The organism is Desulforamulus hydrothermalis Lam5 = DSM 18033 (genome assembly GCF_000315365.1).
Lineage (GTDB): Bacteria > Bacillota > Desulfotomaculia > Desulfotomaculales > Desulfotomaculaceae > Desulfotomaculum > Desulfotomaculum hydrothermale.
Genome location: NZ_CAOS01000004.1, coordinates 35708 through 48553 on the forward strand (window position 1 = coordinate 35708; position 12846 = coordinate 48553).

Sequence of the window (12846 nt, forward strand, 5' to 3'; positions counted from 1 at the left end):
GGCAAATGCTTTTTTATTATGTTTATGGGGCAAAATCATGTTCCATAACTATATTTTGGTTTTAAGGCATATTTTTGCCTGAGCAGCATACATATGTAAGAGAATTATATAAGGGGGTTTGAAGGGATGGGCAGACTAACCTTTGTACACTGGCAAAAACAGGGGGTAAAAGGGGACAGGCCCTTTAAAAAGGGAGCGGTCGGGACAGGCCTGGCTCAGGCCTTCAGCGTTACTCTGGCAGTATTTTTAATGATGGGCTTTGTGGTGCTGATTACCAATCAGCCGGTTTATCAATTTTCTACCGCTGTCCTGCTTACCATTCTGGCCTCCGCCGCCCTGGGAGGCTGCGGTGCCGGTGCGGCGGCGGGTATCCGGGGCTGGCAGCACGGCGGCATGACCGGGCTGCTTTACGGTATAATCTTTGTTGCCTTTGGTGCCTTGATGGGATTGCCTGCACCGGACCCGGTTTTGCTGCCGCTGGCTATGGCCCTGCTGGGGGCGGCCGGGGGCATCCTGGGTGTTAACCTGCCTGCTGTAAGAAAGCGTGCAGTACAACGAAGATACCTTAATCCTGGCAAATAGGCCATGTTGACACCAAGCATGAAAGAGATTAAACTATTGGGTAGGTAAAGTCGAAGAAGGGGAGTTCCGGGATTTTTTTGGTCGCAGAGAGGAAGGCCCATGGCTGTAAGGCCTTCTGTCCAAAGCCCCAGGATGTAGCCCCGGAGACGCCAGGCTGAACCAAACCAGTAGGCCTTGGCCGGGATGGCCCGTTACAGCCCGTTGAGCTGCCACCCCCATATGGTTTGGCCGGTGGGTGGAAACAAGGTGGTACCGCGGAAAACAGCTTCCGTCCTTGAATTGGACGGGAGCTTTATTTTTTACAGCTATCAATATAAAAGGAGCAGTGATCAGCGTGGCCGAACAAAACATACCAACCGTGTATAATCCGGGTGAGGTGGAAGACAAATGGTACCGTCACTGGGAAAACAACAAGTATTTTGCAGCCTCTGTGGAGAAGGATAAAACCCCCTTCTGCATTATCATGCCGCCGCCTAACGTTACCGGGCAGCTGCATATGGGACATGCCCTGGACAATACTCTGCAGGATATATTAACCCGCTGGCGCCGCATGCAGGGCTATAATGCCTTGTGGGTGCCAGGTACTGACCATGCGGGTATTGCCACCCAGGCAAAAGTGGAAGAACAACTGGCGAAAGAAGGACTGTCTAAATACGACCTGGGCCGGGAAAAGTTTTTGGAGCGGGTATGGGCCTGGAAGGAACAATACGGTAACCGCATTACCACCCAGTTGCGCCGTCTGGGTGCCTCCTGCGACTGGGATCGGGAGCGCTTTACCATGGACGCAGGCTGTTCCCGGGCAGTACTGGAAGTTTTTGTGCGATTGTTTGAGCAGGGCTTGATTTACCGGGATTACTATATTACCAACTGGTGTCCTCACTGCCAGACCACCATTTCAGACATCGAGGTGGAACACCAGGATAAACCCGGGCAGCTGTACTACATTAAATATCCCGCCAAGGATAACCCGGACGAATATATAGTTATTGCCACCACCCGGCCGGAAACCATGCTGGGTGACGTGGCGGTTGCCGTTAACCCCGAGGACGAACGCTACCGGCACCTGGTGGGCAAAACCTTGCTGCTGCCCATTGTAGGGCGGGAATTGCCGGTAATTGCAGATGACTACTGTGATCCTGCCTTTGGTACCGGTGCAGTTAAGATGACACCGGCCCATGATCCTAACGACTTTGAAATTGGCCGCCGGCACGGGCTGCCTGAGGTTGTGGTTATTGACAAATACGGCAAAATGAATGAACAAGCCGGTCAATACCAGGGTTTGGATCGCTGGGAATGCCGCAAACAAATTGTGCGCGACCTGGAAAAAATGGGTTACCTGGTGAAAACAGAAGATATCAGCCACGCAGTGGGGCATTGCTACCGCTGCAACACAGCCATTGAACCCATGCTGTCTAAACAATGGTTTGTAAAAATGAGACCCCTGGCTGAACCGGCCATTCAGGCTGTAAAAGAGGGCCGCATTACTTTTATTCCGGAACGATTTACTAAAATATACTTGAATTGGATGGAGAACATCCGTGATTGGTGCATATCCCGTCAGCTTTGGTGGGGTCATCGTATACCGGTGTATTACTGCCAGGATTGCGGTGAAATTACCGCTTCCCTTACCCCGGTAAACCGTTGTGTTAAATGCGGCGGGCAGACAGAACAAGACCCTGACGTGCTGGATACCTGGTTTTCATCGGCCCTGTGGCCCTTTTCAACCCTGGGCTGGCCTGATAAGACGCCCGAGCTGGAGCATTTTTATCCTACTTCGGTACTGGTCACCGGCCGTGACATTATTTTCTTCTGGGTGGCCCGCATGATATTTTCCGGCCTGCGCTTTATGGATCAGGAGCCCTTTAAAGAAGTCTTCATCCACGGGCTGGTGCTGGATTCCCTGGGACGCAAAATGAGCAAGTCCCTGGGCAACGGGGTGGACCCCCTGGATGTTATAGAAAGCCACGGGGCTGATTCCCTGCGGTTTATGCTGATAACCGGCAATACCCCGGGCAACGACCTGCGCTTCCATTTTGAACGGTTGGACGGTGCCCGGAATTTTGCCAACAAGTTATGGAATGCTTCCCGTTTTGTCATGATGAACCTGGGCGATTATGACCCGGCTGCCCAGGGAGAACCATATACCCTGGCGGATCGCTGGATTTTAAGCCGCCTGCAGGGTGCCGTTAGCCAGGTTACCGATTACCTTGAGCGTTACGAATTGGGTGAAGCGGCCCGGGTGCTGTATGATTTTATCTGGAGCGAGTTTTGCGATTGGTATATTGAGCTGGCCAAACCGCGCTTATTTGGCAAAACCACCCCGGGCGACCGCATTACAGCCCAGCAGGTATTGGTGCAAGTGTTGCGGCAGACCCTGGAATTGCTGCACCCTTTCATGCCCTTCATTACCGAAGAAATCTGGCAGAAACTGCCTCACCGGGGAGAAACCGTCATGCTGGCCCCCTGGCCTACCCCGGATGACCGCCTGCATGATGAAACCGCAGAGAAAGAAATGGCTGTATTAATTGAAGTTATTACCGCCATCCGCCGGATTCGGGGGGAAATGAACGTGCCGCCGGGTAAAAAGGCCGAGTCCCTGCTGGTTGCCGGTGACTCTTACTACCGCAGTATCCTGGAAAGGAATACCGCCTATATCCAGGGGCTGGCCAACACTCAGGTGCAAGTGCTGGTTGCCCTGCAGCAAAAGCCGGAGCAGTCCGCCGGTGCGGTGACCCGCGGGGTAGAGATTTTTGTGCCCTTGAAAGGCTTAATTGACCTGGAAAAAGAGCTGGCCCGCATAAACAAAGAATTAAAATCCGTGCAGGGCGAGCTGGCCCGGGTGCAGGGCAAGCTGAACAACCAAGGTTTTCTGGCTAAAGCTCCGGCAGAAGTTATTGAAAAGGAGCGGGCCAAGGAGCAGGAGCTCACCATGAAAGTCCGGGCCTTGCAGGACCGCCTGGCCATGTTGAGCTAATGATAAAAGGTGAGGTGTGCAAAATGCCGCTGCAATTTGAAGAATTTCTTTCGCCCCTGCCCAAGGGTGGTTTGGAAGGCGAAATAAAAGTACGCATTCGGGTGCAGGTGCATGAAGATTGTGAGGACGGCGGTTACTATGCCGTAACGCCGGACGTGCCGGGCTGTGCTTCTCGCGGCGCCACCATAGAGGAGGCCGTGGAAAACTTTAAGGAAGCCATCAAGTACTTCTTAATTGAAAACGACGGACATTAAACAGCAACCATATGCGCCGGCCGCTATAGCTAACTTGATACAGAAAGGATAAGGCACTTGAATTACCACCAGGCTATACAATACCTTAAAGGGCTGACCAAATTCGGCATGAATCTGGGCCTGGACCGTATCCGGGAACTGTTGCGGCGGTTGGGCAATCCCCACCGGCACTTAAAGATTATCCATATCGGCGGAACAAACGGCAAAGGCTCCACCACAGCCATGATCAGCAGCATATTAAGGGCAGCGGGGTTTAAAACAGGCATGTTTACCTCGCCCCACTTGCACAGCTACACCGAGCGCTTCATCATTAACGGTCAGCCTGTTGCACCAAGCCAATTGGCTGAATTAATTTCAGAAATTCGCCCGCACTTGGATGATATGGTTAAAGAGGGCTTTGAACACCCCACCGAATTTGAAGTGAGCACCGCCCTGGCTCTCCTTTACTTTGCCAGGCAACAAGTTGATTACGTGGCTCTGGAGGTGGGGCTGGGAGGCGCCATTGATTCAACCAACGTAGTTATTCCGCAGGTATCGGTTATTACCAATGTGGCTCTGGACCATATGGACCTTTTAGGCCAGACAGTGGAAGAAATTGCCCGGGTGAAGGCGGGCATCATTAAAAAGGGTGTGCCGGTGGTTACGGCTGCCACGGGAACCGCACTGGAAGTGATACGACAGGTGGCGGCAGCCAACCAAAGCAGGCTGGTTACGGTGGGCCGAGAGGTATCCTGGCATACCGGGCAGTCGCCTGGCCAGGGGGGCTGCCGGCAGTTGGTTATTAACGGGCAGTACCATAACTACCATATCAAGCTGCCGCTGCTGGGCCGGCACCAGCAGATTAACGCCGCTACCGCGGTGGCGGCGGTAGAAACATTGTTTTCCGGCTGCCGTAGGCTGCCGGCTGCTGTGGTGGAAGAAGGACTACGCAGGGTTGAATGGCCGGGCCGCCTGGAGGTGGTTGGTCAAAACCCCACCGTTTTGCTGGACGGAGCCCATAATCATGCGGGTGCCCAAGCGTTGCGGCAGGCTTTGCAGGAATATTTCGCCAACCGGCAGGTTATTTTTGTACTGGGCATGCTGGCAGACAAACAAAGGCAGCAAGTGGTGGATGAGCTGGCCCCGCTGGCCAAAGCAGTAATCGTTACCCGGCCCGGCCACCCCCGGGCAGGTGACTGGTACCGGCTGGCTGAGTATGTCAAAAAATACCTGCCCAATGTTGAAATTGTTGAAGAAGTGCCGCAGGCCGTCAACCGCGCCTTGGCGAAAGCCGGTGCAGCCGATGTGGTTTGCATCACCGGCTCACTGTACATGGTGGCAGACGCCCGGTCCGCTTTGTTGAAAAAATAATCTTAACTTAAATCACTTCGGACAACCATGCCGGAGTGATTTTTAATGTTTATGTGAAAAAACAATCAGGCACAATGCTATTCAAATAGAAAAAAATATTATCTGCAAAAAATAACATAAAATGTTATAATACCTATATAAATGTCGAAAACGGTCATAAATAACACTGTAAAATTGTCATGTCAGCGACAAAATTTGAACTTTGCATAAAAAAGTAATGTCATAAGATTCACAAATGCCCTTTGCAACCTGCAGGTTTGGCACTATAATATTAAATATAAATTAGCCGGAAAAATAACAGCAATGAAATGATATGATAATATTTTCGGATAAGGGAGGGGACCTGGTGAAAGCACTCAAGATCCCGGAAGCAACCATAACTAGGTTATCGATATACTCCAGGTTTTTAAAAAGGCTGGACAAAAAGGGTATAACCACAGTTTCTTCAGGCGATATTGCCGAAGGGGTTGGGGTAAGCCCGGCTCAGGTGCGCAAAGACCTGGCTTACTTTGGCGAGTTCGGCACCCGGGGCGTAGGTTATAATGTTAAGGATCTAATCCGCTACACTGTAAAAATACTGGGCTTGTCGGAACCCTGGAACCTGGTAATGGTGGGGGCAGGCAATCTTGGTTCCGCCCTGGTAACTTATAAGGAGTTTAAAGACCGCGGTTTTACCATTGTAGGGGTCTTTGACAACGACCTGACCAAAATAGGTAAGCGGATAGCTGATTTAGAGGTGCTTCCCCTGGAGGAACTGCCCAGGGTGGTAAAAGAGAGCAACGTTCGCATAGGAATTATTGCGGTGCCTGCTAAAGCGGCCCAGGAAATTGCAGACATTATGGTAAAGGCAGGCTTGGAGGCAATCCTTAACTTTGCTCCCATCTCCCTTAACCTGCCTGATCATATAGAAGTCAGGAATGTGGATCTTTCGGTTAAACTGGAGATATTAACCTTTAACCTGGCGCTGAAGGAAAAATAAATCAATTAATGGTGGGCTTTGCCCACCTTCAAAATTTTTAGGGATATTTCTATCTGCTGCGGGGACAACTAAAGTACCTGTAATTGCTTGTCAGATAAAAGGGTGGATGATAAACTTATAAGAAGTAATTCCAATCCTTTCCTGACAGGTGAAGCTATGAGCAAGACGTTTCGCACCGGCAAAGGTCCGCTCAGTTTAATAATCTTATTGTTGTCTGGGGGCGTTATCGGCAGTGCCCTGGGGCAAGCGGCGGCACCTTACCTGCCGGTATTAAAAAATTTTACAACCATTGGTTTGAACAATACCACTGTTAATTTGCACTTTCTCAAGATTTCTTTTGGTATCACCATGTCGCTGGGCCCTGTGACAGGGCTGGGCATGTTGCTTGGTTTTTTAGCCTACCGCAAACTATAGCTGATTAATTGCAGATACAGGGGGTAACCTTGTGCGGCCGATTATACTTGCCTCTGCCTCACCCCGGCGCCGGGAACTGCTGGCCAACCTGGGGCTGCCTTTTGAGGTGAGGGTTAGTGATGTAGATGAAACATTTGATGAAACCTTGCCGGTGGCTCAGCAGGCAGAACAGCTGGCACTGCGCAAAGCAACCGCTGTGGCTGCTCAATGTGGCGAAGGTTTGGTGATCGGGGCGGATACTATTGTGGTTTTGGATAACAAGCCCCTGGGCAAACCGACCCACCGGCAGGAAGCGGTACAAATGCTGCAAAGTTTACAGGGCAGAAGCCACGAGGTATATACCGGGTTGGCGGTTATTGATGCCGGCACCGGCCAAAGGGTGGTAACCCACCAGGTAACAACCGTGCGGTTTAAACCTTTAACCATAAAACAAATTGAGCGTTATGTAAATACCGGGGAACCTATGGATAAAGCCGGCGCCTACGCGGTACAAGGCAAGGCAGCCGTCTTTGTTGAAGGCATTGCAGGCTGTTATTTTAATGTGGTTGGCCTGCCGGTGGCAAAACTGGCAGACTCATTAAAACTGTTTGGAGTCGAAATTATATGACTTATCCGGTGATGCGCCAATTGCCCCCGGAACAAAGACCCCGGGAGCGTATGCTTAAAGAAGGGGCGGCCAGTCTTTCTGATATTGATTTACTAGCCATTATGCTGCGTACCGGCACGGCCAAAACTTCAGCCATGGAACTGGCGGCGGAAATTTTTAGCCGTTTTAACGACCTGCGTTCCCTTGCCCAGGCCACCATCGAAGAATTAAGTCAAGTAAAAGGAGTGGGGCCGGTTAAAGCTGTTCAGGTCAAGGCTGCCCTGGAACTGGGCAAAAGGCTGGCGGCCTTGCCGGCGGAGGAACGGCCGGTGATTCGCTGTCCCGAGGATGTGTGCGCACTGGTTATGGAAGATTTAAGGAATAAAGACCGGGAGTACTTTCAAGCCTTGCTTCTTAATACCAAAAACCAGGTGCTGGCCAGGGAAACCATTTCTATCGGCACCTTAAGTTCTTCGGTGGTGCATCCGCGGGAACTGTTTAAGGTTGCCATCCGACGCAGTGCGGCATCCCTCATTTTATTGCACAATCATCCCAGTGGCGACCCGACACCCAGCCGGGAGGATATTGCCCTTACTAAAAGGTTGGTGGAAGCAGGACAAATTCTTGGTATTGATGTCCTAGACCATATCGTAATTGGAGATAATAGATTTGCCAGCATGAAATCGCAAGGATTAATCTAACAAACCCTAAGGGAGGACGAAAAAATGAAACTTGGTATGTTTTCCAAGGACATGGGCATAGATTTAGGCACCGCCAACTCTCTGGTTTATGTAAAAGGCAAAGGCATTGTTCTGAGAGAACCTTCGGTGGTGGCTATTCAAAGAGAAACCGGCCATGTGCTGGCTGTTGGGGAGGAGGCCAAGCAAATGATCGGCCGTACCCCTGGCAACATTGTGGCTATCCGTCCCATGAAAGACGGTGTTATTGCTGATTTTGACGTTACCCAAAGCATGATTAAATATTTCATTAATAAAGCCCTGCGGGGGCGTTCCTTTATTGTTAAGCCAAGGGTGGTAGTCAGCGTGCCTTCCGGCGTGACAGCGGTGGAAGAACGGGCGGTGCGTGAGGCTGCCCTGCAGGCCGGGGCCAGAGAGGCTTATCTTATTGAGGAGCCCATGGCGGCAGCCATTGGCGCCGGTTTGCCGGTACATGAACCCACCGGTAATATGATTGTGGATATCGGGGGCGGCACCACCGAAGTGGCTGTGATCTCTCTGGGCGGCATTGTTACCAGCAAGTCTATCCGTATTGCCGGGGATGAGATGGATGATGCCATAATCCAGCACGTTAAACGCACCTATAATTTAATGATTGGCGAGCGTACTGCGGAGCAAATTAAGATCAATATCGGCACCGCCTACCCCTTGGAGGTGGAGGAAACCGAGGAAATCAGGGGCCGCGACCTGGTATCCGGTTTGCCCAAAACCCTGCAAATCACCTCCACGGAAATTTATAAAGCGTTGTCTGAACCGGTGGCCGCTATCCTGGAAGCTATTAAGGTAACCCTGGAAAAAACCCCCCCGGAGCTGGCGGCAGATATTATGGACAGGGGCATTGTGATGGCCGGCGGCGGCTCCCTGCTGCGGGGGCTTGACCGTTTGGTCAGCGATCAAACCGGTATGCCGGTGCATTTGGCTGAAGAACCCCTGTTGGCCGTGGCCTATGGCTCGGGCAGGGTGCTGGAAAATATCGATGTATTAAGACGTGTGTTAATCCAACCGAAAAAGTTAGCCTAAGGGTGTGAGAAGGTTTGCCCCGGTTTGTATCTTATAAGAACTTTTTTTTGCTAACCGTTTTGGTAGGGGTTACCCTGCTGGTGATGCGTTTTACCCATCTGGAGCGTCCCCGGCTAACACCCTTGGAAGCAGCTGTGAAAGACAGCTTGGCGCCGGTGCAGGGTGTCCTTATGAAAATGGCCGGCACCCTGCGCAACGGGACTCAGTTTATTGTTTCCCTGGGTCGGCTGGAGGAAGAAAACAAAGAGTTAAAAGAACAAGTATCTCTGCTTAAGGGCCGGCTGTATTTGCAGGAAGAGCTGAAACAAGAAAACAAGCGACTTAAGGAACTGTTACAATATAAGGACCGCTATCAGCAAAATTTCAGTGTAAAAACAGCGGCAGTGATTGGGCGTGATCCCGGAAACTGGTTTGGTGTCGTTACCTTGAATAAGGGGAGTAAGGATGGTATATTAAAGAATATGCCGGTGGTAACCCCGGCGGGCCTGGTGGGAAAAATTGTGGCTGTTTCTGCTACTACCGCTCAATTAATGCTGATTACAGACCCCCGCAGCGGGGTGGGAGCAATGGTGCAGGAAACCCGTATTCCGGGCGTGTTGGAGGGGAGTACGGCCGGCAGCGAAGAAACCAGGCTGATTCATGTACCCAAGGATACAGAGCTGGCCAACGGGCAAACCATTATTACTTCAGGTATCGGGGGCACCTTCCCCAAGGGGATTCCTATCGGCAAGATTACTGCCGTTTCGGATGAACCAACAGGTTTGTTTAAAACCGCCACCGTAGTTCCCTTTGCTGATCTCCACCGTTTGGAGGAAGTGCTGGTGATAACCACCGTCTATAACCCGGATCTGCTTCCTCCCATGGAGGGTAATTAATGCGAAATATAGTTTTTTTATTATTAATTTTCATGGCCCTGCTGTTACAATCTACTATCTTTACCTTTTTCCAGGTGGCCGGGATAAAGCCCGACCTGGTATTAATGCTGGTGGTGTTTAACGGCTTCCTCCGGGGTTCCCGGGAGGGGGCTTTTTTGGGTTTTGTAGCCGGTCTGACAGAGGATGTGTTTTCCGGCAGTTATATCGGGTTAAACGCCCTTACCAAAATGCTGGCGGGCTTCCTGGTGGGCCTGGCAGAAGCCAGGTTTTACAAAGAGAGCGTGATCATAGTATCCCTGGTCACCTTTATGGTGGCCATAATCAACCAGCTGGCTTGTTACACCTTGTTATTTTATCTAAACATTGCAGTGGCTCCTTCCTTTGCCTTGGCCCAAGTTATGTTGCCGGCAGCCGTATATACCGCCCTTTTGGTGCCTTTGACCTATTGGAAATTTTACAGCTCCTACGAAAAGGGGTGGCTAAGGGAAAGGGAGCACTAATTCCTGTTTGAGGAGGAGTTTATGGACAGAAAAGTTATTGAAAAAAAGACCCGTGTGCTCCTCTGTTTAATTGTTGTAATTTTTACAGTTTTAATCGGCCGTTTGGCATATATGCAGTTGCTGGAAACCCAACGTTTTGAAACCCTGGCCAAGCAAAACCATATGAGGTTAAACCCCATCATTGCCCCCCGGGGCGAGATTTACGACCGCAAGGGTGTCAAGATAGTTGGTAACAAGCCTGTTTATACGGTCTCCCTGGTTTATTTGGGCTTAAAGGATACCGACCGGGTGGTTAACCGGGTAGCCGGCATACTGGGCATGGATCCCAGGGAAATAATGAAAAAATTGGAAGAACAGCAGCTCCGGCTGTACCAGCCGGTGCGGTTGGCAACCGATGTCCCGCTGGAAACCATCACCGTCCTGGAAGAGCAGCGGCTGGATTTGCCCGGCGTGGTAATTGATGTGGAGCCGGTGCGAAGTTACCCCTTTAAATCAATGCTGGCTCATGTGCTGGGATATGTTCAGGAAATTAAACAGGAGCAGCTGAAAAAGAACCAGGATAAAGGTTACCGCCTGGGTGACATGTACGGCCAGGACGGTCTGGAAAACGCTTTTGAACCCTACCTGCGGGGGCAGGACGGGGCCCGGCAGGTGGAGGTGGATGCCCAGGCCCGGCCGGTCAGAGATCTGGGCATTAAAGAACCGGTACCCGGCAATAACCTGGTTTTAACCATTGATGCAGAATTGCAAAAAACCGCCGAAGCGTCCCTGGAAAAACAGGTTTTGCTGATGCGCAAACAGGGCTACGAGTCTAAAGGCGGCGCTACGGTGATGATAGATGTACGAACCGGTGCTATCCGGGCCATGGCCAGCTACCCCACTTACGACCCGGCCATCTGGATAAAAGGATTAAGTCAAAAACAATGGGAGGATCTGCAAAAAAGCGGGGCCTTGCCCAACCGGGTGTTGCAGCTTTACCCGCCGGCCTCTACATTTAAAATGATTTTGGCTGTTGCCGGAATGGATACCGGTAAAGTGGATCCTGCCTGGGCTATCGCCGATCCGGGTTATTATCACTTTGGCGACCGGGCCTTCAACGACTGGAAGCCCGGCGGTCATGGCAGGGTAGACATGCGTAAGGCCATTTCGGAATCCTGCGACACTTACTTTTGGTATCTGGGACACCGGTTACTGGGGGTTGACCTGATTGGCAAATATGCCCGCAAGTTTGGTCTGGGCGAGCGTACCGGCATTGAAATACCCGGCGAACCTGCCGGTGTGGTGCCTACCCCGGATTATAAGTACAAGCGCAATAAAGCCTATTTGGACGCCATTTACGGACCTAAATTTAAAGCTGTAGAAGAAAAATACAAATCTCTGCTGGCAAGTGCCGTCGACCCGGCTGAACGTGAGAAACTGGAAAAAGCCAAACAAAGGGAACTGCGGGCGGTACAAAACCAGTACGACCAGTATAAATGGGATTTAGACTGGCAGGTATATGACACGCTGAATATGTCCATCGGTCAAGGTTACAACCTGTACACGCCGTTACAGCTGGTCAATTATATTGCCGCCCTTGCCAACAACGGCACCCTCTGGAAGCCTTATCTGGTAGAAAAGGTTATTAGCCCTGACGGCAAAGTAATTAAGGAATATCAACCGCAAAAAATAGGACAGGTGGACGTTAAGCCGGAAGCCCTGCAGGTAGCCCGGGAAGGTATGCGGATGGTTACCACAGTGGGTACCGCTGCCGGCATTTTCAGCGGTTTTCCCGTTGAAGTGGCGGGTAAAACCGGTACCGGTGAGGTGTTTGGCCATGACAACCATGCCTTGTTTGTGGCCTTTGCCCCTTACGACAAGCCGGAAGTAGCTGTGGCCACCGTTATTGACTATGGCGGGCACGGCGGATCGGCAGCAGGCCCGGTGGCCAGGGACTTGTTTGCTGCTTACTTTGGCGTAGCCAACCTGCCTCAAAGAGTGGTTTACAGTCCGGAATAAACCGTATAATGTCTAATTTTCGTATTATATTGAGGCTTATGGCCTCTTTTTTTTATCCATCTTTAGAAGGATTTGGTACTTGAGCGTAGAATTGAAGTATAGGGTAAGCGGGAGGGAATGGTTTTGACAAAAGATACAAAGATACACTTTACTGAAAAAAATCAGTCTCCTGGCAATTTTCCGGCTGAGTTAGACGGATTAGCGGATGAAAACACGGTTTTAGTGCAAAGAACCCTGCGTTCCGGCCAGAGTGTTTATCATGACGGTAACGTAGTGGTACTGGGCGATGTTAACCCTGGAGCGGAAGTAGTGGCCGCCGGCAATATCATTGTCATGGGTTCGCTGCGGGGGGTTGTCCACGCCGGGGCTAAAGGAGACACCGGTGCCGTTATTTTAGCCTTCCGGCTCAGGCCAACTCAATTAAGGATTGCCAATCACATCACCCGACCGCCGGAGGACGAAGTATCCGACCCGGATTACCCGGAATTAGCCCGGATTAAAAACGGTGTCGTGACGATAGAAACTTTTAATGCTGTAATCAGATAACCAGGCACTGTAATTCGGTTGCATTTGGCAT

At 51.1% G+C, this 12846-nt stretch carries 13 protein-coding genes; all 13 read left to right on the forward strand.

What is annotated here, in order from left to right; translation table 11 throughout:
• Positions 1 to 126: 126 nt before the first annotated feature.
• Entirely contained in the window at positions 127 to 582 is a 456-nt protein-coding gene (locus DESHY_RS04145; protein ID WP_008410650.1) for a TIGR04086 family membrane protein, read from the forward strand.
• Positions 583 to 916: 334 nt separating this feature from the next.
• Positions 917 to 3556, forward strand: a complete 2640-nt coding sequence (locus DESHY_RS04150; RefSeq protein ID WP_008410652.1) for a valine--tRNA ligase — start codon at positions 917 to 919, stop codon at positions 3554 to 3556.
• A gap of 23 nt (positions 3557 to 3579) precedes the next feature.
• Positions 3580 to 3810 carry a type II toxin-antitoxin system HicB family antitoxin gene (locus DESHY_RS04155; protein WP_008410654.1) on the forward strand — a complete coding sequence of 77 codons (231 nt, stop codon included), beginning with the start codon at positions 3580 to 3582 and terminating at the stop codon, positions 3808 to 3810.
• Between the two features lie 57 nt (positions 3811 to 3867).
• Positions 3868 to 5160, forward strand: coding sequence for a bifunctional folylpolyglutamate synthase/dihydrofolate synthase (locus DESHY_RS04160; protein ID WP_008410655.1), 1293 nt, complete (start codon positions 3868 to 3870; stop codon positions 5158 to 5160).
• Between the two features lie 346 nt (positions 5161 to 5506).
• The gene (locus tag DESHY_RS04165) at positions 5507 to 6139 is read left to right on the forward strand and encodes a redox-sensing transcriptional repressor Rex (protein WP_008410657.1); all 633 of its coding nucleotides are present in this window, start codon (positions 5507 to 5509) and stop codon (positions 6137 to 6139) included.
• Positions 6140 to 6295: 156 nt separating this feature from the next.
• Positions 6296 to 6553, forward strand: a complete 258-nt coding sequence (locus DESHY_RS04170) for a DUF4321 domain-containing protein (RefSeq protein ID WP_048817873.1) — start codon at positions 6296 to 6298, stop codon at positions 6551 to 6553.
• Positions 6554 to 6584: 31 nt separating this feature from the next.
• On the forward strand, positions 6585 to 7160 hold the full coding sequence (locus DESHY_RS04175; RefSeq protein ID WP_008410660.1) for a Maf family protein: 576 nt from the start codon (positions 6585 to 6587) through the stop codon (positions 7158 to 7160).
• Positions 7157 to 7840, forward strand: coding sequence for a RadC family protein (gene radC / locus DESHY_RS04180; protein ID WP_008410662.1), 684 nt, complete (start codon positions 7157 to 7159; stop codon positions 7838 to 7840). Before DESHY_RS04175 ends, radC begins: the two co-directional genes overlap by 4 nt.
• A 24-nt stretch (positions 7841 to 7864) precedes the next feature.
• Entirely contained in the window at positions 7865 to 8896 is a 1032-nt protein-coding gene (locus DESHY_RS04185) for a rod shape-determining protein (protein ID WP_008410663.1), read from the forward strand.
• Between the two features lie 14 nt (positions 8897 to 8910).
• Entirely contained in the window at positions 8911 to 9771 is an 861-nt protein-coding gene (gene mreC / locus DESHY_RS04190) for a rod shape-determining protein MreC (protein WP_008410665.1), read from the forward strand.
• Entirely contained in the window at positions 9771 to 10271 is a 501-nt protein-coding gene (gene mreD / locus DESHY_RS04195) for a rod shape-determining protein MreD (RefSeq protein WP_008410666.1), read from the forward strand. Before mreC ends, mreD begins: the two co-directional genes overlap by 1 nt.
• A 21-nt stretch (positions 10272 to 10292) precedes the next feature.
• On the forward strand, positions 10293 to 12269 hold the full coding sequence (gene mrdA, locus DESHY_RS04200) for a penicillin-binding protein 2 (RefSeq protein WP_008410669.1): 1977 nt from the start codon (positions 10293 to 10295) through the stop codon (positions 12267 to 12269).
• A 117-nt stretch (positions 12270 to 12386) separates the two neighbouring features.
• Positions 12387 to 12815: a septum site-determining protein MinC gene (gene minC / locus DESHY_RS04205; protein WP_048817874.1), complete on the forward strand. Its 429-nt coding sequence runs from the start codon at positions 12387 to 12389 to the stop codon at positions 12813 to 12815.
• Positions 12816 to 12846: the final 31 nt, after the last annotated feature.

What these genes read in the sequence shown, in the direction of transcription:
- mreD (WP_008410666.1), top strand. Translation starts at nt 9,771, where the DNA reads ATGCGAAATATAGTTTTTTTATTATTAATTTTCATGGCCCTGCTGTTA.
- DESHY_RS04170 (WP_048817873.1), top strand. Translation starts at nt 6,296, where the DNA reads ATGAGCAAGACGTTTCGCACCGGCAAAGGTCCGCTCAGTTTAATAATC.
- DESHY_RS04185 (WP_008410663.1), top strand. Translation starts at nt 7,865, where the DNA reads ATGAAACTTGGTATGTTTTCCAAGGACATGGGCATAGATTTAGGCACC.
- DESHY_RS04145 (WP_008410650.1), top strand. Translation starts at nt 127, where the DNA reads ATGGGCAGACTAACCTTTGTACACTGGCAAAAACAGGGGGTAAAAGGG.
- radC (WP_008410662.1), top strand. Translation starts at nt 7,157, where the DNA reads ATGACTTATCCGGTGATGCGCCAATTGCCCCCGGAACAAAGACCCCGG.
- mrdA (WP_008410669.1), top strand. Translation starts at nt 10,293, where the DNA reads ATGGACAGAAAAGTTATTGAAAAAAAGACCCGTGTGCTCCTCTGTTTA.
- minC (WP_048817874.1), top strand. Translation starts at nt 12,387, where the DNA reads ATGGTTTTGACAAAAGATACAAAGATACACTTTACTGAAAAAAATCAG.
- DESHY_RS04155 (WP_008410654.1), top strand. Translation starts at nt 3,580, where the DNA reads ATGCCGCTGCAATTTGAAGAATTTCTTTCGCCCCTGCCCAAGGGTGGT.